The 21,388-nt window shown below is 68.6% G+C and carries 23 protein-coding genes; 6 read left to right on the top strand and 17 right to left on the bottom strand.

Annotated elements, in window-relative coordinates:
- Positions 1 to 104: 104 nt before the first annotated feature.
- The 6 genes from NE2_RS25560 to NE2_RS25535 all read right to left on the bottom strand — a co-directional run bounded on the left by NE2_RS25560 (position 105) and on the right by NE2_RS25535 (position 8,041).
- Positions 105 to 806, bottom strand: a complete 702-nt coding sequence (locus NE2_RS25560) for a DUF8020 domain-containing protein (RefSeq protein WP_063030120.1) — start codon at positions 804 to 806, stop codon at positions 105 to 107.
- 203 nt (positions 807 to 1,009) lie between these two features.
- Positions 1,010 to 2,191 (bottom strand): alpha/beta hydrolase family protein, encoded by a 1,182-nt coding sequence (locus NE2_RS25555; protein WP_063909479.1) that lies wholly within the window; start codon positions 2,189 to 2,191, stop codon positions 1,010 to 1,012.
- 124 nt (positions 2,192 to 2,315) lie between these two features.
- A complete protein-coding gene (locus NE2_RS25550) occupies positions 2,316 to 3,530 on the bottom strand; it encodes an MFS transporter (RefSeq protein WP_174553978.1) in 1,215 nt (404 codons plus the stop codon).
- A gap of 14 nt (positions 3,531 to 3,544) precedes the next feature.
- Positions 3,545 to 5,200, bottom strand: coding sequence for a phosphoglucomutase (alpha-D-glucose-1,6-bisphosphate-dependent) (pgm, locus tag NE2_RS25545; RefSeq protein WP_063030277.1), 1,656 nt, complete (start codon positions 5,198 to 5,200; stop codon positions 3,545 to 3,547).
- Between the two features lie 47 nt (positions 5,201 to 5,247).
- Positions 5,248 to 5,649: a DUF190 domain-containing protein gene (locus NE2_RS25540; RefSeq protein WP_081879496.1), complete on the bottom strand. Its 402-nt coding sequence runs from the start codon at positions 5,647 to 5,649 to the stop codon at positions 5,248 to 5,250.
- An 874-nt stretch (positions 5,650 to 6,523) separates the two neighbouring features.
- Complete coding sequence (locus NE2_RS25535; protein ID WP_030515554.1) at positions 6,524 to 8,041, bottom strand: MFS transporter; 1,518 nt, start codon at positions 8,039 to 8,041, stop codon at positions 6,524 to 6,526.
- A 128-nt stretch (positions 8,042 to 8,169) separates the two neighbouring features.
- On the opposite strand from NE2_RS25535, the gene NE2_RS25530 reads away from it, so the two are divergent.
- Positions 8,170 to 8,844 (top strand): TetR/AcrR family transcriptional regulator, encoded by a 675-nt coding sequence (locus tag NE2_RS25530; RefSeq protein ID WP_063030116.1) that lies wholly within the window; start codon positions 8,170 to 8,172, stop codon positions 8,842 to 8,844.
- Positions 8,845 to 8,994: 150 nt separating this feature from the next.
- The gene (locus NE2_RS25525; protein WP_063030114.1) at positions 8,995 to 10,293 is read left to right on the top strand and encodes a D-arabinono-1,4-lactone oxidase; all 1,299 of its coding nucleotides are present in this window, start codon (positions 8,995 to 8,997) and stop codon (positions 10,291 to 10,293) included.
- A 7-nt stretch (positions 10,294 to 10,300) separates the two neighbouring features.
- Here NE2_RS25525 and NE2_RS25520 read toward each other — a convergent pair whose 3' ends face one another.
- From NE2_RS25520 to NE2_RS25475, 10 genes are all read right to left on the bottom strand, one after another.
- Entirely contained in the window at positions 10,301 to 10,882 is a 582-nt protein-coding gene (locus NE2_RS25520; RefSeq protein ID WP_063030113.1) for a hypothetical protein, read from the bottom strand.
- Between the two features lie 138 nt (positions 10,883 to 11,020).
- Positions 11,021 to 11,593, bottom strand: a complete 573-nt coding sequence (locus tag NE2_RS25515) for a DUF6286 domain-containing protein (RefSeq protein WP_063030111.1) — start codon at positions 11,591 to 11,593, stop codon at positions 11,021 to 11,023.
- Positions 11,590 to 11,940 carry a hypothetical protein gene (locus NE2_RS25510; protein WP_063030109.1) on the bottom strand — a complete coding sequence of 117 codons (351 nt, stop codon included), beginning with the start codon at positions 11,938 to 11,940 and terminating at the stop codon, positions 11,590 to 11,592. The genes NE2_RS25515 and NE2_RS25510 overlap by 4 nt, the downstream gene beginning before the upstream one ends.
- Positions 11,937 to 12,125, bottom strand: coding sequence for a hypothetical protein (locus NE2_RS25505; RefSeq protein ID WP_063030107.1), 189 nt, complete (start codon positions 12,123 to 12,125; stop codon positions 11,937 to 11,939). Before NE2_RS25505 ends, NE2_RS25510 begins: the two co-directional genes overlap by 4 nt.
- Position 12,126: 1 nt before the next feature.
- Positions 12,127 to 12,642, bottom strand: coding sequence for an Asp23/Gls24 family envelope stress response protein (locus NE2_RS25500; protein WP_063030105.1), 516 nt, complete (start codon positions 12,640 to 12,642; stop codon positions 12,127 to 12,129).
- 98 nt (positions 12,643 to 12,740) lie between these two features.
- Positions 12,741 to 13,061: a hypothetical protein gene (locus NE2_RS25495; protein ID WP_233429878.1), complete on the bottom strand. Its 321-nt coding sequence runs from the start codon at positions 13,059 to 13,061 to the stop codon at positions 12,741 to 12,743.
- Complete coding sequence (locus tag NE2_RS25490) at positions 13,058 to 13,438, bottom strand: Asp23/Gls24 family envelope stress response protein (RefSeq protein ID WP_063030103.1); 381 nt, start codon at positions 13,436 to 13,438, stop codon at positions 13,058 to 13,060. The genes NE2_RS25495 and NE2_RS25490 overlap by 4 nt, the downstream gene beginning before the upstream one ends.
- A 67-nt stretch (positions 13,439 to 13,505) precedes the next feature.
- Positions 13,506 to 14,090 (bottom strand): anti-sigma factor family protein, encoded by a 585-nt coding sequence (locus tag NE2_RS25485; protein ID WP_063030101.1) that lies wholly within the window; start codon positions 14,088 to 14,090, stop codon positions 13,506 to 13,508.
- Positions 14,081 to 14,647, bottom strand: coding sequence for an RNA polymerase sigma factor (locus tag NE2_RS25480; RefSeq protein ID WP_084494327.1), 567 nt, complete (start codon positions 14,645 to 14,647; stop codon positions 14,081 to 14,083). The genes NE2_RS25485 and NE2_RS25480 overlap by 10 nt, the downstream gene beginning before the upstream one ends.
- 161 nt (positions 14,648 to 14,808) lie before the next feature.
- The gene (locus NE2_RS25475) at positions 14,809 to 15,630 is read right to left on the bottom strand and encodes a helix-turn-helix domain-containing protein (protein ID WP_063030272.1); all 822 of its coding nucleotides are present in this window, start codon (positions 15,628 to 15,630) and stop codon (positions 14,809 to 14,811) included.
- A 102-nt stretch (positions 15,631 to 15,732) separates the two neighbouring features.
- Between NE2_RS25475 and NE2_RS25470 the strand changes: the two genes are divergently transcribed.
- Positions 15,733 to 16,272, top strand: coding sequence for a YceI family protein (locus NE2_RS25470; protein ID WP_063030099.1), 540 nt, complete (start codon positions 15,733 to 15,735; stop codon positions 16,270 to 16,272).
- Positions 16,273 to 16,384: 112 nt separating this feature from the next.
- Here NE2_RS25470 and NE2_RS25465 read toward each other — a convergent pair whose 3' ends face one another.
- Positions 16,385 to 17,266, bottom strand: coding sequence for a helix-turn-helix transcriptional regulator (locus NE2_RS25465; RefSeq protein WP_063030097.1), 882 nt, complete (start codon positions 17,264 to 17,266; stop codon positions 16,385 to 16,387).
- Between the two features lie 70 nt (positions 17,267 to 17,336).
- Between NE2_RS25465 and NE2_RS25460 the strand changes: the two genes are divergently transcribed.
- The 3 genes from NE2_RS25460 (at position 17,337) to NE2_RS25450 (ending at position 21,155) form a co-directional block, all read left to right on the top strand.
- Entirely contained in the window at positions 17,337 to 18,998 is a 1,662-nt protein-coding gene (locus NE2_RS25460) for an AMP-binding protein (protein ID WP_063030091.1), read from the top strand.
- Positions 18,998 to 20,701, top strand: a complete 1,704-nt coding sequence (locus NE2_RS25455) for an AMP-binding protein (protein ID WP_063030089.1) — start codon at positions 18,998 to 19,000, stop codon at positions 20,699 to 20,701. The genes NE2_RS25460 and NE2_RS25455 overlap by 1 nt, the downstream gene beginning before the upstream one ends.
- 262 nt (positions 20,702 to 20,963) lie before the next feature.
- Positions 20,964 to 21,155: a hypothetical protein gene (locus NE2_RS25450; RefSeq protein WP_030515537.1), complete on the top strand. Its 192-nt coding sequence runs from the start codon at positions 20,964 to 20,966 to the stop codon at positions 21,153 to 21,155.
- Positions 21,156 to 21,388 lie beyond the last annotated feature (233 nt).

Genomic DNA, 21,388 nt, shown 5'->3' with positions numbered 1-21,388 from the left:
TACCGAAAGGCGCTCTCCCTCAGCATCTTTCACAGCACAGCGCCGAACTCGCGCGGATGCCGCGTGGCCGCCGGCGCGAGTTCGGTGCCGATACAACACAATTCTCACTTCGCCGGCCGGCCCTTCGGGACGAACGGCTCGTTGACGGTGGTGAAGTACTGGACCACCGAGGCGACGGCCACCGGGGCCGCGACCAGCAAGGCGCCGGCGAAGGCGCCGACTCCCGCCCCCACGGCGATACCGGCCAGGCAGCCCGCCAGGGGGCCCGCGCCGAACAACGCCGCGAGAATCCCGGTGACGACGGCCCCGACCAGCGCTCCGCCCACACATCCGGCGATACCACCGATCGCCGTGCCGACCGCAGCACCACCGGCGGCGGCTGTCGTAATCTGCAGTGCCGCACGGGAAAACGCCGCCTGCTCCCGCTCGTAGCGGGTGCGCCACGGCGCCTCGTCCTCGAAGGGCAGCGCGACCGGGGTGAGAGTGGCGGTGTGGTCACGAATCGACGCCTCGACCGGATAGTCGACGTCGTCGACGCGAATCGTCAGCGGGATTCCGGCCAGCACCACACCGGAGGCGGATCTGATCCGGAAGATCCCGTCCGAGACGTCCATCGAGCCGGAATCGGTGGTGATCTCCGCGGCGCCACCGGTATTCACGGCCCGGTAGTGCACAGCGCCGTCGGATGCCGCACCGCTCGGCGCCGCGGCATCCGACGGGACAGGACCGGCCGTGGCGTATGCGGACGAAGCGGTGACGGTCGCGATGGCGAGCGTGGTGGCGGCTACCCAGCGTTGAACCCGCATCGGTTCTCCTCTCGAAACTCACCGTGGCACTGCGGAATTGCCGAACGAGGCCGACGGTGATGCGCAGACAACATGTATGTGGAACATGTCACAATGCACGGAGTCGCGGTCTCGGGCTCTCATTCAGCGGGACCCGGTCGATGCGAGCTCGCGTTTTCGTCGATTCGCCGACAGATGCCGGATGACCTGCGGCACAGAAAGATTCAGCGCCCGCAGGTGGTGGGCGTCGACTCGCCCGCCATCACCCGCGCCACGAAATCCTGGGCGTCGGCCAGGGACGCGGGCACACTGCCGCGATGATCCTGGCCGGCGTAGACCCGGTAGTCGACGTGCACTCCCCTGCCGCACAGGCTCTTCACCAGCGCGTCGGTCCCCGGTTGCGCGACGGCGGCGTCGGCCGTGCCCTGCGCGATCAATGTCGGGACGGTCGGCGTCACGCGGCTGGGGTCCTGCGCGTCCAGATAGCGGGTCAGCGGTCCGACGTCCGCGTTCGGCGCGAAGACCTGGGCCGGCGGCACCGGTGGCACCGCGCGGATCTGGGCGAGACATCCGGTCCGCGCGGCCGTGAGCAGCGGCGCGGCCTGTGGCGTCACCAACGCGTCCGGATCGATGGCCGGTTCGGCGGCGTGGGCCCCCAGCAGAATCACCGGCAGGAAAGCCTCGGCGGCTTCGGCGCCGGGGCGATTCGATCGCAGGTAGTCGACGGTGCCGCTGAGCCCCACCCCGCCGGGCGCGATCGACACCGCGCCCTTCAGCTCCAGCTCGGGCGCCCGCTCGGCCGCGGCCTGCGCGGTGAACAAGGCCGCCTGTCCGCCTTGGCTGTGCCCGGCGACCACCCAGCGTTTCCCGATCGAGGGATCCAGCGCCCGGGCCGCGCGCACGATGTCGACGACCGTATCGGCCTCGCTCGTGCCGTTGATGTACGGATGCCCGCCGGGTGTACCGAGGCCCTCGTAGTCGGTCTGGACCACCGCGTAGCCCTTGGCGATCCAGGTGTCGAGGATCCGGTTCACCGGTCCCAGGTAATCGTGATCCGGGCCGTCCGCGGTGTCGGCGGAAGGCGCACAGGTGTCGGCGTAACCGGTGGTGCCGTGCGCCCAGCTGAGCACCGGCCAGCCGTCCTTCGGCGGCGCTCCCGCGGGCACCGCGACGGTGCCCGACACGACGATCGGCTGACCGTGCGCATCGTCGGAGACATAGGTGATCAGGCGAGTGCTCGCCGGACCGGTCAGGGCGGCGCCACTTGTCAGCGGCCGCGCGGTCAGCAACTGCCCCGCGCGCAGGGCGGCAGGGGTGGCCGGCTCGGTATCGGACGCACCGGAGCACGCGACGGCCAGCAATCCCACTGCCAGGACGCCGACGCCGATCCGAGCCGATTTCCGCATGCGACGAGACGGCACAGTCATCTCCGATCTGTGGATCCAGTAGGTCGGCCACAGGGTAGGGCGGCCGCGGCGATCGAAAGCCGATGCTCCCGCCAGGTAGGACCGCGCGGCCGAGTGGCGGAAATCAGTCGACGGCCGCGGTGACCGGATGCCGCAGGAGCGGCTCTCGCACCACCGTCCATCCGGCCGCGGCCACCACCAGCAGCGCACCGGTCACCGCGAGCGCGAATCCGAACGATGCCCGCTGTGCCAGCCACCCGATCGCGATCGGGCCCACCACGGTGCCCAGATCGGCGGCCATCTGAAATCCGGCCAGCACCGGGCCGCCGCGCGCCCGCGGGCCGATCACATCGGCGACCGCGGCCTGCTGCGCGGGTGTATACATTCCCGAGCCCAGGCCGGCGACGAACGAGGCCCCGAGCAGCCACACCAGATTCGGCGCGAGCCCCAGCGCGATCGTGCCCGTCGCGCACACGAGGGTGCCGGCGATCAGGAAGGGTCGGCGCCCCCACCGATCCGACATCCGGCCGGAGGCGAACAGCACCGCAGCGTTTCCCGCGGCGAAAACCGTCAACGCCACCCCGGCGACTCCCGGCGATTCGCCGAGTACCTCCACCACCAGCAGCGGAACCAGCGCCATCCGCACGCCGAACACCGCCGCGCCGTTGGCGAAATTGGACCACAGCACCGCGCGGTACACCGGATCCGCCAGTGCGCGGCCGAAAGTCACCGTCGGCAACGGCTCCGCGCCCACCGGTTCGGCCAGCTGCGATCCGCGCAGCTTCCAGAACACCACCGCACTCGCCCCCAGCAGGGCCACCGCGTAGATCGCGAACGGGGCGCGCAATCCCAGCCCGCTCAGCGCACCGCCGAGCAGCGGACCGGCCAGCGAGCCGATCAGGAAACTGGTGGACCACAACCCCGAGACCCGCCCGCGTTCGCCGGGCGGCGACAACCGGATGACCAGCCCCAGCGAGGACACCGTGAACATGGTGGATCCGATTCCACCCAGCGAACGCAGCACGATCAGCTGCCAATAGGTCTGCGCCAGCGCGCACGCGCCGGTGGACAGGGCCACGATCAGCAGACCCGTCAAATACAGCGCGCGCTCACCGAATCGCTGGACCAACCGCCCGCTCACCGGCGCGAACAGCAGGCGCATCAGCGCGAAACTGCTCACGATCGCCGAGGCGGCCGCGACGCCGACGCCGAAGCTGCGCGCGAACTGCGGCAATGCCGGTGCGACCAGCCCGAATCCGAGCGCGATGATGAATGCCGCGCCGATCAGCACCCAGGTCTCGGCGGGCAGCCGGGAACCGGCACCGTAACTATCGCTCACCACATTTCCGCGAATCAGTCGACCGCGGGCTCCTCGATGCCGAGTGCGCGTCCGACCACTTCCTCCGCCGCCGCCTGCACCCGAGCCAGATGTTCGGGCCCCTCGAAGGATTCGGCGTAGATCTTGTACTTGTCCTCGGTGCCCGACGGGCGCGCCGCGAACCACGCGTTCTCGGTGGTCACCTTCACCCCGCCCAGCGCGGCGCCGTTGCCGCGGGCGCGGGTCTGCACCGACAGCACCGATTCCCCCGCGATGTCGGTGGTGGCGATGTCGTCCGGCGTCAGCGCCGCCAGCCGCCGCTTCTGCTCGGCATTCGCGACGGCATCGATGCGCGCGTAGGCCGGTGTGCCGTAACGCTTTTCGAGTTCGGCATAGCGCGCCGACGGACTCTGACCGGTGACCGCGGTGATCTCGGCGGCCAGCAGTGCCAGCAGAATGCCGTCCTTGTCCGTGGTCCACACCGTGCCGTCGTGGCGCAGGAACGAGGCTCCGGCGCTCTCCTCGCCACCGAAAGCCAGGGAACCACTGAACAATCCGGGGACGAACCATTTGAAGCCGACCGGCACCTCGTGGGTCTGCCGGCCCAGCACGCCCACCACCCGATCGATCATCGAGGAGGTCACCGCGGTCTTGCCGATCTTGGTCAGCGCGTCCCACCCCATCCGGTTCGCGACCAGATACTCGATCGCCACCGCCAGGAAGTGGTTCGGATTCATCAATCCCGCATCGGGTGTCACGATGCCGTGCCGGTCGGCGTCGGCGTCGTTGCCGGTGGAGATGTCGTAGTCGTCGCGGATCGCCACCAGCGAGGCCATCGCATAGCGCGAGGACGGATCCATCCGGATCTTGCCGTCACTGTCGAGGGTCATGAACCGCCAGGTCGGGTCGACGAACGGATTGACCACCTCGAGTTCGAGGTCGTAGCGCTGGCCGATCTCCTCCCAGTAGTCGACGCTCGCCCCGCCCATCGGATCCGCGCCCAGCCGGATACCGGCGCCGCGCACGGCGTCCAGATTCAACACGTTCGGCAGATCGGCGATGTACTGATCGAGGTAGTCGTAGCGCTGCACACCGGTGGCCAGCGCGTGCTGCAGCGTGGTGCGTTTGATCCCGGCCAGCCCGCCGCGGAGCAGTTCGTTGGCGCGGTCGGCGATGGCGTCGGTCGCGACGGTGTCGGCCGGGCCGCCGTGCGGCGGGTTGTATTTGAAACCGCCGTCGCGGGGCGGATTGTGCGAGGGCGTGACCACGATGCCGTCGGCCTGATGGCGGGTGCCGCCCCGATTGTGACGCAGCACAGCGTGACTGAGCGCCGGAGTGGGCGTGTAGCGCCCGCGGCTGTCGATCACGGCGGTCACGTCGTTGGCGGCCAGCACCTCCAGCGCGGTGGTCCACGCCGGTTCCGAGAGCGCGTGGGTGTCGCGCGCCAGATATACGGGGCCGGTGATGCCGCGGGTGGCGCGATACTCGACGATCGCCTGTGTGATGGCGAGGATATGGGCCTCGTTGAACGCGCAATCGAGGCTCGAACCGCGGTGTCCCGAGGTACCGAATGCCACCTGCTGCGCGGGTTCGGCAGGATCGGGGATGCGGCTGTAGTACGCCGTCACCAGATGCGGCAGATCCTCGAGATCGCCGGCCCGCGCCGGTCGGCCGGCTCGATCGTGGGCCATGCTCGGGCCTCCCTTCCTCGGCACCTGCGCCCGGCTCGTCATCACAATCACGGCGACACCCCGCCCGACTGCCACACCTGGACTGCGGACAGGGTCACGGTCCCGGATTCGAAGAGTTCGGCGTTGGCCACCACGAAATCGCGCAGCAGCTGCGAATCGTCGATGATCATCACCATCACGGGCAGGTTCTCGGCGAGATCCAGCATGCGGGTGGTGTGGATGCGCGAGGAGACGCCGTAGCCCTCCATACCGCGCCAGACGCTGGCCCCGGCCAGGCCGCTGTCGCGAGCCCGCCGCACGATCTCGTGATAGCGGGGCCGATGCTTGTAGTGGTCGTCCTCACCCAGCAGCACCGTCAAGCGGGCCGCGGACCGCCAGCGTGGATCCGGCTGCCACGCATCGGCTTCGGTGACGATCTGCATCGCGGACTCGTCCGGTGCTTCACTCATCGCCAACCCCCTGTCGTCGTGCCGTACCAGTTGTCCGTTCTGCCGCGCCGCGCGCTGTCACCACCGTCCGCCCGTCCATCCGAGCGACGGACCCGCCACACCCGATCCGTGCAGTCTAGAACGTCGTCCGATCGGGCGGAGCAGCGGTCGCATATGCCACAGAGAGCTGTCCAGACTAACGGATTCGCTTGCGACGAGCAAAAACTCGTGCGCAGGACGCTCGCCCCCTCCGGCGTGTCCATCACCGTGGCGCCGGTCCGCGAACCCACCTGGTGCACCTCCCTGCCCGACCGAATGTGTGGAGCCATGCTAACTGTCAGCGACCGAGCCGCGGCCCGCGTGCGGGTCGCGCGGGCTCGCCGCACCGGCTGTGCGGCCCCGACCGGCCGCGGTCCGGGCGACGGATTCGCCCTGCCCTGTTCGGCCCCTGCCCGCCGACCGGCGGGCCGCGCAGGGCTCGATACCACCCACCCCGAACCGCTTCACCAGCACCGCCCTGTCGCTAGCCATCGGTTTGCTCACGGCGCCACGGAGAGTAACAACCGAATTCGCGCCGGCCCCTGCCCGGATGGACGCCGGCGCATCGCGGTCCTGTCCACGGCGGCAGCCGCCGAACGACGTTCGGGCGCGTCCCTCGTATCGGGACCTGCCGAACCTGGGACTCAGACCACGAGGCGGTGCGGCTCGTCGACGCGCCGCTGGCCGGCCCACTTCGGTCGCGCCCACCTGTACCACCACCACCGGCGGCCGGGGCGAGCGTGCGAACAGCGCGCGGCGGCGACCGATACGTGACAATGCCCCGGACTCCACGAGTCCGGGGCACCGTCCCTATTCGATTGTCCCGCAGTGTCCTACGCGGCCGCAGGTGCCGAACTCAGTGCGCCAGCACCGGCTCGCCCTCGGCCGGGGCCGGTGCGGTGCTGGGCATCAGCACCGCCGCGAGGACCGCGCCGACCACGAAAATCGCTGTCGCCCACCAGAAGCTGGTGGTGTAGCTCTTGATCAGCGATTCGGCGACCGCGAGCTGGCTGGGCTGGCGGCCCGACAGGTAGTTCGCCGCCGCCGAGGACGCGATGGTGCTCAGCAACGCGGTACCGATCGAACCACCGACCTGCTGGCTGGTGTTCACCATCGCCGATGCCACACCGGCATCCTCGTGGTGCACACCGGCGGTCGAACCCTGGAAGGCGGTCGACATGGCGCCACCGAGACCCAAGCCCAGCAGAATCAGCGCCGGGAGGATGTGCGAGGCGTAGCCGGTGTCCAGTCCGATGCGGGTCAGCCACGCCATCCCGGCGGCCGCGACCAGGAAGCCCGCGGCGACGGTGATCTTCGGTCCGATCTTGGGCAGCAGCAGCGAGGGCACGGTGGTCGAGGAGGCGATCATCGCCGCGATCATCGGCAGGAACGCGACGCCGGTCATGATCGGCGAGTACTTCAGCGTCAGCTGCATGTAGTAGGTCAGGAACAGGAAGATCGCGAACATCCCGATACCCATGACGAAGACCGTCATGTAGGAACCGGCCCGAGTGCGGTCGAGCAGGATCCGCAGCGGCAGCAGCGGATGCTCGACCCGGGTCTGGAGCCACGCGAACACACCCAGCAGCACCGTGCCGCCGATGAGGAAGGCCAGGGTGAGCCCGTTGGACCAGCCGTGCGATTCCGCGTGCGAGAAGCCGTAGACGATGCCGAACAGGGCGGCACTGACCGTGACCGTGCCCGGGATGTCGAGCTTGGGCCGGTGCTCGGCGGTGTGCTTGGCCAGCAGCAGCACGGCGCCGACCAGCGCGACGGCGGCGAAGATCAGGTTGACGTACATCACCCAGCGCCACGAGGCCCATTCGGTGAGCGCGCCACCGAGCAGCAGGCCGAGCGCACCACCGGTACCGGCGACGGCGCCGAAGATGCCGAAGGCCTTGGCCCGCTCCGACGGTTCGGTGAAGGTCACCGTCAGCAGCGACAGCGCGGCGGGCGCGAGCAGTGCGCCGAACACACCCTGGGCGACGCGAGCCACGACGAGCATTTCGAATCCGTTGGCCGCGCCACCGACCGCGGAGGCGACCGCGAAGCCGACCAATCCGATGATGAAGGTCGTACGCCTGCCGAACAGGTCGCTCAGCCGGCCACCCAGCAGCAGCAGGCTGCCGAAGGCGAGGGCATAACCGGTGACCACCCACTGGCGGTCGGCATTGGAGAAGCCGAGGTCCAACTGCGCCTCGGGAAGTGCGATATTCACCACGGTCGCGTCCAGCACGACCATCAGCTGGGCGACGCCGAGTACGGCGAGCACCCACCAGCGCATTGCGTGCGAGCCACGGCGGCCCGCGGAGCCGGAAGACTGCCTCGACGGCAGGTCCGACCGGCTCTTTTCGAGATCGATCGCGGAAGTCATGGGTCCCCTTGTCCGACGACGGTTGTGGTGGAGTTGAAGTGGAGGAGTCATCTCCGCTTACATGGAAAGCTATCACGATAACGGAGAGAGCGCCTCCGGTTAATCCCCGAACTTGGTAATATCGGGGTGTGAATCACGCCACGGCCGCTCCCGCTCCCCGGCGCCTGCGCGCCGATGCCGCCCGCAACCACGCGCGCATCCTCAGAGCGGCCAGAGAGCTGTTCGCCGATCGAGGCCTGGAGGTGACCCTCGACGATGTGGCCGAAGCCGCCGGTGTCGGCGTGGGGACGGTGTATCGGCGGTTCGCGAACAAGCAGGAGCTCATCGGCGAGGTCTTCGACCAGACCGTCACCGATATGGCCGAGGCGACCGAGGCCGCCTACGCCGATCCCGACACCTGGCACGGACTGACCCGGCTGTTCGAGTGGAGCTGCGAACACATGGCCAGCAACCGCGGCTTCGGCGAGGTGATGCTGGAACTGCCCGACGCCATGGAGCGCTTCGTCTCGGTCCGCGAGCGAATCAAGCCGATGGTCACCCGCCTGTTCGACAAGGCCGTCGCCGAGGGCGTGCTGCGACCCGGCATCGCCGCCTCGGACTTCTTCGCGATGATCAACATGGTCGAGGCGATCGCCAGCTTCGCCAAGCCGGTGAACCCCGACGTGTGGCGGCGTTACATGAGCATCGTCCTGGACGGTGTGCGCGGCGACTGCATTCCGCGGCAGCCCCTGACGGTCCCACCCCTGAACGACGACGACGTCGACAACGCGAAGGAAGCCGTATTCGCCTGCCGCAGAAAGTAATTCCTGTCCGGCACCGTGCACCCGCCAACGTTACCGAGCGAACCGTCCGCAACGTAAGTACTCCCGGCGCACTCGTGGCCGTGTGATCGGACACGTTCGCGCTCGAACGAGGGCTGGCGCACAGTTCGGCCATGTTCTAAAGTTGGACGCATGACCAATTCGTGGGTGAACTGGGCCGGCGATCAACGGTGCGCGCCGGCCACGTACGCCGCTCCGCGCACGCGCGACGACGTCGCCGAACTACTGGCCCGGGCCGAGCGCGCGGGCCATACCGTGCGCGTGGCCGGAGCCGGACATTCGTTCACCGACACCGTGCTCACCGACGGCACTCTGCTGCAGCTTTCGGGACTGAACCGGATTCTGCAGGTCGACCGCGCCACCGGCCTGGTCCGGGTGGAGGCGGGCGCGACCCTGAACGCGCTGAGCACCGCCCTGCACCCGCTCGGTCTCGCCTTCCCCAACCTCGGTGACATCGATGTGCAGTCGATCGCCGGGGCGACCGCGACCGCGACCCACGGCACCGGCGCGGCGCTGCAGAACATCTCCGCCGCACTCCATTCGGTGGAACTGATGCTCGCCGACGGCAGTGTGGTCGAACTCGACGAGCGCGGCGACCCCGACGGCTGGCGCGCGGCACGAGTGAATCTCGGCGCCCTCGGTGTGGTGACCGCGGTGACGCTGCAACTGGTGCCGTCGTTCGTCCTGGAGGGCATCGAGCGGCCCGTCCCGGTCGAGGAGGTGCTGACCGAACTCGACGAATTCGTCGACGGCAACGAGCATTTCGAGTTCTACATGTTCGCGCACAGCCCGCTGGCGATGACCAAGCGCAACAACCGCGTCCCGCTGGCCGAACAACCGCGCGCCAAGGCCGTGGACTGGTTCGCCGACATCCTGATGTCCAACCACACCTTCGATGCGCTGTGCCGCCTCGCGCGCCGGCAGCCGAATCTGATTCCGTGGATCCACCGGGGCGCCGCCTACGCCGGAAGCTACCGCCGCCAGATCGACCGCTCCTACCGAGTCTTCGCCTCCCCCAGACTGTTTCGCTTCACCGAGATGGAATACGCCATCCCGCGCGAATATGCCGTCGACGCCATTCGCGAGATCAAAGCCGTTGGGCAGCAGTTCGATTCGCCGATGCCGACCGAGGTGCGGTTCGTGGCGCCCGACGACGCGTTCCTGTCCCCCGCGGGGGGCCGCGACACCTGCTACATCGCCGTACACCAGTACCGAGGTATGGACTACGAACCGTATTTCCGTGCCTGCGAAGCGATTTTCGATCGCTACCACGGCCGTCCGCACTGGGGCAAGCGACACTTCCAGACCGCGGAAACGCTGCGCGGGCGCTATCCGGACTGGGATCGGTTTCAGGACGTGCGGCGGCGGCTGGACCCGAAGGGACGCTTCGCCAACGCCTATGTCGAGCGGGTTCTCGGGCCGCTCGACTGAGCGGCCGCTATTTCGCCCGCGCGGTGCGGCCGCGATAGGCGAGCCGCAGTTCCAGCGACACCGGTACGGTATCCACCTCCAGCGCCTGCTGCAGCCGGCTCACCGCGTCGGAGAGAATGCGCCGGCGCAGCGCGGTCAGATCCGCATCGGGTTCCGCCGTGACCACCAGGTGCAGGTGCGGTGCGCGACCCGGCCCCGACAGCCTGGCCTGCGCCGACCGCACCTCCGGGTAGGACTCGATATCGGCCGCCACCGGAGCGGCCGCGACATTCGAATCCATGAGCGTCTCACCGGTATTGCCGACCGTGCCGATATGCCAGCGCATCCGCGCCGGCAGCCGGGCGAACTGCGCTGCCAGCCACCGCAACGCCGCCAGGCCCACCACGACCGCGCCCGCCACCACCGCCACGAACACCCACTGCGACGGCTCGGCGGTACCGGGCACCAGCGGCGCATCCCGATCGACCCAGTGCGGCACGCCCGCGTACGCGAGGATGGCATAGACGCCGGCGAGGATCAGCGCCAGCCCGATGAGCGCGAGCAACGCCCGATTGAGCCGCGCCGGACGATTGGCCGAACTCGAACTCACAACACCTCCCGTAATCTGCGGGACACCCGCACCCGGTCGGTGTCGCGAGCCACGGCGCGATTGTCGCTCACAACACCTCCCGTAATCTGCGGGACACCCGCACCCGGTCGGTGTCGCGAGCCACGGCGCGATTGTCGCTCACAACACCTCCTTGCGGACATGCACTCGCTTGTCCACCCGCTCCGGCTGCTGGGCCGCGCGCAGGCGGGTGCTGACCGGCGGGGCGGATTTGGGGCCGATGCGGGCGAGCCGGTCGCCGACCGTCGCGTTGACCGTCTGCTCCAGATCGGCGTGGTCCGGGTGGGCGGCGCGGCCAGTGACTCGAATGTTCTTGCGGCTCCGGCGGACTCGTGCCGCTTCGAGTCCCGCGACCGAGCTCGCCGCATCGTTGAGGGCGCCGTCGAGACTGCGCCGGGTGATGCCCGCGTCCATGCCTTCCTCGGCGTCCAGCGCCTCCACCACGCGGCGCCCGGGCAGCAACGCCGCGAGCATCAGCACCGCACCGAGCACCGCGAGCCCGATGCCGACACCGAGGACCCAATAGCTGTGCCAGGTCGTCTCGTGCAGGTGCACAGCGATGCTGTGGTAGGACACCAATTCCTTCGTGTCGCCGAGGTTTTGGATCAGCGACACCGACACGAGGACCGCGATCACCAGCAACGCCACCGCGACCAGCACGGCCGGGGTGATGCGCCGGGGCCTGCGGTTCATCGCAGGCCGCCGGCGGGTTCGATCGTGTTGACCAGTTCGGAGACTTCGATGTCCACCCGCGGAACCACCAGTCCGGACAGTTCGTGGGTGCGCTGCATCAGGTGCTCGCGGCACGCCTCGGTGACCACCGCGACCGGCATCGGATAACCGACCGGCAGTCGTACCCGCAGCACGGCGGTATCGGCCGTGACGCGCGCGGAGACCTCCGGGCCGCCGGCGACACCGTCGACCTCACGCGCCGCCCGGGCCGCCAAGCGCCGCACCGCGCGCTCCGACACCGTGGTGCGCCCTCGAAACTCGGCCGCGGAGAGAAACGGTGCCGCCGCAGTCTCCGCGGCGGCGCTCATTTCCGGCCCCGATCCTGCGCCGAGCGGATCAGACCGGACAGGTCGACATGGCCGTCGAGCCAGCGGCCGATCACCAGTCCCAGCGCGCCGAAGATCAGCACCACCGCGAAGGCCGCGAATCCGCCGAACGCCGCGGCGAATCCGAGGGAGAGACCGAAGATCAGGCAGATCGTGGTGGCGTTCATATCACTGCACCCGTTCGCGGGCCGGCGGCTGATCCTCGTCCTCTTCGATGAAGACGTCGTTGACGTTGATGTTCACCTCGACCACCTCGAGACCGGTCATCTGCTCGATCGCGGTGATGACATTGCGGCGCACCGCGCGGGCCAGTTCGGCGATGGAGACGCCGTATTCGACAACGATCTCCAGGTCCACCGCCGCCTGCGTCTCGCCGACCTCGACCGAAACTCCTTGTCCCACACTGGCCGAAGCACCGGGGATGCGATCGCGGAAGGCGCCGAACGCGCGTGCCGCGCCACCGCCGAGGTTGTGCACCCCGCGCACCTCGCGCGTCGCCAATCCGGCGATCTTCTGGACGACGACGTCGGCGATGGCGGTGGTGCCCTGATCGCTGACCAGCGCGCTGCTGGTCCGGGCGGGGGCTTTGGCAGCGGCTCCGCCCTGGCTCGGGCCGGCGCCGGTGTCCTTACTCGTCTCGGCCCTGGCGTTCTCCGCGCCCTTACCGGCTGTCGTGCTGGTCATAATTACCTCCAGTTCAGTTCCCTTGCGGTACAGCGGATAACGAACCTTCACTGATACGACACCGCCGACGGCGAAATGTCACGGGCGAGACCGATGATCTAGGTAACCGCGGTGTCGAAGACGTCCGCGTCCAAATCGGTGACCACGATGCGCAGCCGCGCACCGGCCCACCGGGTCACGGCCAGCAGCTCACCCACGGCCGCCGCGAGTTTGTCCAGCAGTGGTGGCAGCGGCAGCGCCGAGGCGGTCACCCGGATCTCGACGATCTCCGAGCTCACGTCCACCGCCGAGCGCGGCCCCAGCCGCGGCACCCAATCGGCGAGGGCGACGCCCGGTGGCACGGCCGGATGCAATCCCGCCACCGATTCGATGGCAGTGACGATCTCGCCGGCCAGTTCGTCTTCGCTCACGGCCGTCACGACGCTTCCGGTTGAATGTCCAGAATCGCCACCGACACCGCGTCGACGACCATCCCGGTTTGCTGCGCGACCATCCGGACCACCTCCTGCTGTACCGCCTGCCCAACCTCGCCGACGTGGCATCCGCCCGTCACCGACAGGTCGACCTGCACCTTCAGCCAGCCACCGCTGTGCCGGACGCGCACGCCCGCTTCGGGTGCGATGTCCTGGCCGCTCCACCACTGCCGCCCCGTCCGGGCGAGGTGGCCGAGCAGACCGAGGACACCGGGCTCGAGCCGCGCCACCCCGGGAACCGAGGTCGCGGCGCGAGCCGCTACTGCAGCGATTACCGCATCGGAGGCGATATATTCCGCCTTCTCCGTGAATCCCGCGCTCACGACTCCTCCTGTGTCTTGCGGGGCACCCGCACCCGGTCGCACCGGCGAGAGGCTGCGCAAGTGTGTCTCACCGGTCCTCCTGGTAGACATCCACCACGGTGATGTCGAGCCGCTCGAGCGCCAGACCGGCGCGGGCCGTGGCCGCCGCGCGTACCCGTTCGCGAACCTGCGGAACGACGCGTTCGACGGCGGTGTCGCCGTGCCGGACCGAGATCGACAGCGCCACCGTGATCGCGTGGCCGCCGTCGGCATCGGGTCCGTGGTCGTCGATGCGGCAGCTGCGAGCGCGCACGCCCGCCACGGTGTCGGCGGCATAGCGCAGCACCGCAGCGATCGCCTGCTCGCTGACCTCGACCGAGCCAGGATGGGGGGTCGCCAGGCTCACCATCCGGCCGCGCCGGACCTCCGCCCGCACCGCGGACATGATCCGGTCGAACATCGCGGGTGGCGGTGGGTCCGGCTCGTCGACGAGTTCACGGGTGGCGGCGCGCAGCGTGAGCAGGCTCTCGCGCGCGGCCGCGCAGTGCGGGCAGTCCGATTCGTGTTCGTCGGCCAGCCCCGCCTCCACGGCATCGAGGCGGTCCCAGACCTGTTCGACGCTGCGCCCGCAGGGCAGCGTGTAGTCGCTTTCGGTCAACTCCGTCAGCGCCACGGCTTCATCACCTCCGCCAATTGCGCCCGGGCTCGGGCAATCCGCCCCCGAACCGCGGTGGTGTTGGTGCCGACGATCTCGGCAATCTCCTCGTAGGAGCGGCCGTGCACCTCCCGCAACAGCCAGCAGGCGCGCTGTTCGGGTGTCAGCCGCTGTAGCGCCGCGGTGAGCGCGGCCATCTGGCTGTGCACCTGTGCCGCGTGTTCGGGCTGGGTCGCACGCTGTGGCGATTCGGTGGAATCGGGATCCACGTCGGTGCGGTCCGGCCGGGACCGGATGACGTTGAGGCAGCGATTGGTGGTCATCCGGTACAACCACCCCGAGAAGGCGCTGTCGTCCTGCAGTTGAGCCAGGCGGCGCCAGGCGGTCAGGAAAACCTCCTGGATGACGTCCTCCGCCTCGGACCGATCGGCCAGCATCCGTGCCGCCAACCGGAACATCGCTCCCTGATAGCGCAGCACCAGTTGCTCGTAAGCCCGGACATCGCCGTCACGTGCCCGCCCGGCCAGGGTGGCGTCGTCCAGCGCTGCCTCGGGTGCCGCTGCCGCCTCGGTCACACAGCACCTCCTCCGCTGCTCGAATCGATAGACACCGGCCGGCAGGAATCCTCACGTTGGATTATGCGTGATCGGCGTCTCACGAGTAGCGGACCGCGGATTCCGTGTCCGGATCGACAGCTGAGCCGACTCGGGCGCGCGCAGAATCCTCCGGGCCCGAGTTATTCGTTCACCAGCCGCAGTGCCGGACTGCGCACGGCGCGCCGGTCGACAAGCCACACCTGCACGCTCTGATCGATTGCCGGACTGAGGCTTTGGATCTCGACCTCGACCTCGCCGCGCTGCGGATGCTCGATATGCAGCGCACCGGACCGGAATTCGGTGACCCGGTGTTCCCGCCAGCGGCAGGAGAATTCCGGAAACCGGTGCAATCCCTGGACCAGCGCGTCGAGTCCGGGATCGTCGGGCCAGTGCGTGCGCGCCGAGCGCAGCGTCGACACCATCATCTCCGCGGCGACCGGCCAGTCCCGCCACCGCTGCGGCGCCTCCGGGTGCGCGAAGAAGTAGGTGGCCAGATTGTGTTCGGCGACGTCGTCGAGCAGTCCCAGCGGTTCGGCGAAATCGCGCCATGCCGGATTCCAGGCGAGGATGTCGAGCCACCGGCCCGCCACGAAGGCGGGCGTGGGATGCATGGCATCCAGCACGGCCTGCACGGTGTCGGTGACCTGTTCCCGTGCCTGACCCGAGGATGGGCACTCGCGGGCGTGTTCCATGCCGACGGCGAGATTGCCGAAATGGTGGCGTTCGACCTCGTTGAGCCGCAGCGCCTCCGCCAGCGCCCCCAGCACCGCCATGGACGGGTTGGTGTCGCGCCCCTGTTCGAGGCGGGCGAGATAATCGACACTCACCCCGGCCAGCGCGGCGACCTCCTCGCGCCGCAGTCCAGGGGTCCGCCGCCGGCGCCCGGCCGGTAAACCGACATCTTCGGGCTGCAACTGGGCCCGCCGCGCGATGAGAAACTCGCCGAATTCCGATCGTGCCACCACACCATCCTGTATCTGTCCGGGCCTTGTTATCCACGCCCTGCCAGTCCCAGGATAACCGCGGTGTGGCTAACCGGACCACGGTCCGCAAATCTGGTGGACATGACCACTTCCGAGCAGACCACTCTCGCTACCGGTTCCTGGGCCCTGGACCCCGCCCACTCCTCGGTGAACTTCACCGTCCGCCACCTGGGCATCTCCAAGGTCCGCGGCCGCTTCAACAACTTCGAGACCAGCTTCGTCGTGGACGCCTCCGGTGCGGCCACCATCGAGGCCACCATCTACCTCGACTCGTTCGACACCGGCAACTCCCAGCGTGACGAGCACGTCCGCAGCGCCGAGTTGCTCAATGTCACCGAGCGCCCCACCCTGCACTTCAAGGCCGTCGAGCCGGTGCGGGTCGCCGAGGAGTTCGAGGTCACCGGCGAGGTGACCCTCGGTGGCGTGACCAAGCCCGTCACCCTCGACGTGGAGTGGGGCGGCCTGCAGCAGTTCCAGGACGGTAGCCGCCACGCCGGATTCACCGCCACCGGCACCATCAAGCGCAGCGAATTCGACGTCGCACCGGCCCTGCCCACGGCCATGCTCAGCGACAAGGTCGCCATCGAACTCGACATCCAGCTGGTCGAGCCGCAGGCCTAGTCGACACCGACCACGGTCACACCGCCGCCGCGGCGAGCGGAACACAGCACCTGCCGGTCCGGTTTTCCGGGCCGGCAGTCGCGTATCCGGGGCCGGATCACCGCCCGCGGCATCACGGGAGCAGCCCGCACCGCCGCGCCCGGACCACCGCCTCGTGCCTGGTGTGTGCGCCGAGTTTCGTCATGGCACTGCGCAGATAGCTCTTCACCGTTTCCGGACGCAGCGAAAGCCGCTGTGCCGCTTCACCATTGGTACAACCGAGGGCCACATACGACAGCACGTCCAGTTCGCGCGGAGACAGTGCGGGCGCGGAGTCCGCGGCCACGGTCTCCTCGGGGCCGCCCATCAACCGCACCAGGGTGTCCGATACCGCGCGCAACCGCTTGCGCGCCTCGGCATCGGTGAGCGTCTGCGCGATCCCGCGCACCTCGGCGTGCAGATCCCGAAGCTGTTCCGCGACAACGGCATCCGGCGCGAGGCCGGTGGTGACCTCGGAGGTCCCCCGCGTCGCCGCCTGCAGGCGCAGCCGCCGGTCCACCTCGTCGCGCACCGCCAGTTCCACGGCCAGGCGCCGGCTAGACCGCAACACCAGCTCGGCGATTCGATCGCCGATCGGCCCCGGTTCGCGACTGGCGACGTAGAGCACGGCCCGGGAACTCCCGTCCACCACGACCGGCACCCCGACCACCGCGCGCAGTCCCTCCATCGACACCGGACCGTCGTAGTGATGGGTGATGGTCGCCGCCGCCCGATAGTCCGCGACCGATGTCGGACGCCGGCTGGCCACGGCCGCACCGCCCACCCCCGAGGTGGGGGATACCACCAGTCCGCGCATCGCGGCAGTGCGTGTGCCGAAGAACTCGCTCAGGATCAGCGCGCCGTCGCAGACCTCGCCGCCGAACACCACCGGCATCCCGGACAGGGCCGAGACCTGCCGCAACTCGGCCCGCAACGCATCGACGTCGCGCGGGCGGAGCAGATCGGCGGAGGCCATCGGCGCTACCCCTTTCCGGGGGTGGTGGAGAGCAAAGTGTGACGTGAATCCTATATGTGTGAGCGCGAGTATGGGCCGGGTCCGGCCGGTCAGTTATACGCACGGGGTATGGGATGCGCCGCTACTGGGCGAGACGATCGGGGCGAATCTCGATCGCACGGTGGCCATCCACGGTGATCGAGACGCACTGGTCGACCGGGTGACCGGAGTGCGCTGGAGTTACCGCGAATTCGCCGCCGAGGTCGATGCCGTGGCACTCGGTCTGCTGGAGGCGGGGATCGGCAAGGGCGATCGGGTCGGCATCTGGTCGCCCAATCGTGCCGAGTGGACGCTGGTGCAGTTCGCCACCGCGAAGATCGGGGCGATCCTGGTCAACATCAATCCGGCCTACCGCAGCGAGGAAGTGCGCTATGTGATCACCCAGGCCGGGATCCGGATGCTGATCTCGGCGCGAGAGCACAAGAGCTCGAACTACGCCGAGATCATCGGCCGGGTGCGGCCCGAATGCCCGGATCTGGAGCAGGTGGTCCTGTTCGACGGCGCCGAATGGGAGGCGCTGGTCGCCGCCGGCCGCGCCGCCGATCCCGCGCGCCTGGCCGAGGCGGGAGCGCGACTGGCCGCCGACGATCCGATCAACATCCAATACACCTCGGGTACAACGGGTTTCCCCAAGGGCGCGACGCTGTCGCACCACAACATTCTCAACAACGGCTATTTCGTCGGCGAATTGTGCGGCTACACCGAGGCCGATCGGATCTGCATTCCGGTGCCGTTCTACCACTGCTTCGGCATGGTGATGGGCAATCTGGCGGCGACGAGTCACGGTGCGGCCATGGTGATTCCGGCGGCTTCCTTCGAGCCGCGGGCCACGCTCACCGCGGTCGCCGAGGAACGCTGCACCTCGCTGTACGGGGTGCCGACGATGTTCATCGCCGAACTGGCCGATCCGGACTTCGAATCCTTCGACCTGAGTTCGCTGCGCACCGGCATCATGGCCGGCTCACCGTGCCCGGTGGAGGTGATGAAGCAGGTGATCGAGCGGATGGGCATGGCGGAGGTGTCCATCTGCTACGGCATGACCGAGACCTCACCGGTGAGCACTCAGACCCGCCGCGACGACACCATCACCCAGCGCACCGCCACGGTCGGCCGGGTGGGACCGCACCTCGAGATCAAGATCGTCGATCCCGACACCGGATTGACCGTTCCGCGAGGTGAACCGGGCGAGCTGTGCACGCGCGGATATTCGGTGATGCTCGGCTACTGGAACGATCCGGACAAGACCGCCGAGGCGATCGACGCCGCCCGCTGGATGCATACCGGGGATCTGGCCACTATGGACGACGACGGCTACGTCGCGATCACCGGCCGGATCAAGGACATGGTGATTCGCGGCGGTGAGAACATCTACCCGCGCGAGATCGAGGAATTCCTCTACACCCACCCCGACATCCTGGATGCCCAGGTGGTCGGGATCCCGGATCCGAAATACGGCGAGGAATTGGTGGCCTGGATCCGGATGCGCGAGGGCGCAGCCACATTGGACGCGCAGACGCTGGCCCAGTTCTGCGGCGGTCGCCTGGCCCATTACAAGATTCCGCGCCACGTCCACGTCGTCGAGGAATTCCCGATGACCGTCACCGGCAAGGTGCGCAAGGTCGATATCCGCGCGACCTCGGTCCGCCTGTTCGGCGTGCCGGAGCAGGATAAGAAACAGACAGGAGAGCAGTGATGACGTCCAACACCGAGTTGTATCGCCAGGCGCGCGACCGGCTGGTCGAGCTGGCGACCGACTACGACACCGCGGTGCGGACGTTCCACTGGCCCCGGCTGACCGGCGAATTCAATTGGGCCGTCGACTGGTTCGACGTCATCGCGCGCGGCAACGACCGCACCGCGCTGTGGATCGTCGAGGAGGACGGCAGCGAACTGCGGGTGAGTTTCGACGAGATGGCGCAGCGCTCGGATCGGGTGGCGACCTGGCTCGCCGAACTCGGTGTGCGCCAGGGTGATCGGGTGATCCTGATGCTGGGCAACCAGGTCGAGCTCTGGGAGTCGATGCTCGCCGTCGCCAAACTCGGTGCGGTGGTCATGCCCACCACGGGCGCGCTCGGGCCGGCCGATCTGATCGACCGGATCACCAGGGGCGCGGTGCGTTTCGTCATCACCAACGGTCGCGACACCGCGAAATTCGACGAGGTCCCCGGCGACTATCGGCGCATCGCGGTCGGCGGTCCGGTCGAGGGCTGGCACGACTACGCGGAGGCCGCCGAGGTGGAATCGGCGGGCCCCTTCCCCGCCGTGACGCAGGTGGGCGACGAACTGCTGGTCTATTTCACCTCCGGCACCACGAGTAAGCCGAAGATGGTGCAGCACAACCAGACCAGCTATCCGGTCGGACATCTGAGCACCATGTACTGGATCGGCGTCCGACCGGGCGACGTGCATCTCGCGATCAGCGCGCCGGGCTGGGCGAAACACGCCTGGAGCTGCTTCTTCGCGCCCTGGATCGCCGAGGCGACGATCTTCGTCTACAACTACGGCCGGTTCGACGCCGAGGCGCTGCTGGGTCAGCTCCGCCGCGCGGAGGTCAACACCTTCTGTGCGCCGCCGACGGTGTGGCGCATGCTGATTCAGGCCGACCTCGGCGAGCGCCCGGCCGGCCTGCGCGAAATCCTCGGCGCCGGTGAACCACTCAACCCCGACGTGATCGCACAGGTGGAAAACGCCTGGGGACTGACCATCCGGGACGGGTTCGGGCAGACCGAGACGACGCTGCAGATCGCCAACACCCCCGGGCAACCGGTCAAGGCCGGCTCGATGGGCCGCCCCATGCCAGGGGTGCCGGTGGTGCTGGTCGACCCCGTCACCGGCGCACCCGCCGAGGAGGGCGAGATCTGCCTGGATCTGAGCGCCCACCCGGTCAACCTGATGAACGGTTACCTCCAGGACCCGGAACGCAATGCGGCGGTGATGGAAGGCGGCTACTACCACACCGGTGATGTGGCGGCGCGCGACGACGACGGCTACATCACCTATATCGGCCGCACCGACGACGTGTTCAAATCCTCCGATTACAAGGTTTCCCCGTTCGAACTCGAGAGTGTGCTGATCGAGCATCCGGCGGTCGTGGAGGCCGCGGTGGTACCGCAGCCCGACGACACTCGCCTGGCCGTACCCAAGGCGTATGTCACGCTGGCCGTGGGCTGGGAGCCGGACCGCGAAACCGCAAGGGCCATAATGGAATACGCGCGCGATCACCTCGCACCGTATCTGCGGGTGCGGCGGATCGAGTTCACCGAACTGCCCAAGACGATCTCGGGCAAGATCCGCCGCGTCGAGTTGCGGCAGCGCGAGGAGGCCGCCCATGCCGCCGGCACCGGGATCGCACAGGAATTCCGCTACGAGGACGTCCTCGCGCAACCGACCGGTTAGTGGTTCGCCACGACTTTGCCGATGAGTTGCTCGCCGCCGGACTCTTGCCGGCGGCGCTACACTTTCGATGAAAAGTTTGGTCGAAACCGCCTGCGGGTACAGAATTCTCACGCAGATTCCTCGCGGCCGTCAGAATGTGAAAATGGCACATTTGCCCGGATGTGGCGCGTTCGGCGCTGGCCCGAATGTGACAGCGTGACAAGACTGACAAAGTACGCGCAGCGCGTTCCGGATGTGTAGTTACGACCGATGGGAGAGCACCGTGTTGTACACCTTCGAAACCGCCACCCAGTACGTGATCGCCGAACTGGAGGCCAAGGGCACGGCGACCCGTGAGGACTTCGACGTACCGGCCATCGTCGCCACTTCCCACGCCATCGCCGAGAGCTGGGATTTCCAGGCGCTGGACCGGCATACGTTCTGGAGTATCGCGGCGAGCAATCTGCGGGCATAGCGCGGCCCGCGGTGCCGCTCGATCACCCACCCCGGCGTCGGTCGCTTCCCACGCACGCCGAGGCCGGTGATCGAGCGAAGCGCTCCGCGGCCACGCCCGCCCCGCGATCAGGGGCCGCATCCGGTGAATCAGGCCTGGCAGTCGGCCGATCCCGCAGTGCGCGTGTGCGCCACCATCGACCAGCGCCGCGCCGCACGCCGCATCGAGCCGGCGTCCGCATAGCCGAGCAATGC

The sequence above is a fragment of the Nocardia elegans NBRC 108235 genome (assembly GCF_001612845.1).
Lineage (GTDB): Bacteria > Actinomycetota > Actinomycetes > Mycobacteriales > Mycobacteriaceae > Nocardia > Nocardia nova.
This window is presented reverse-complemented; position numbering and strand designations above follow the sequence as displayed.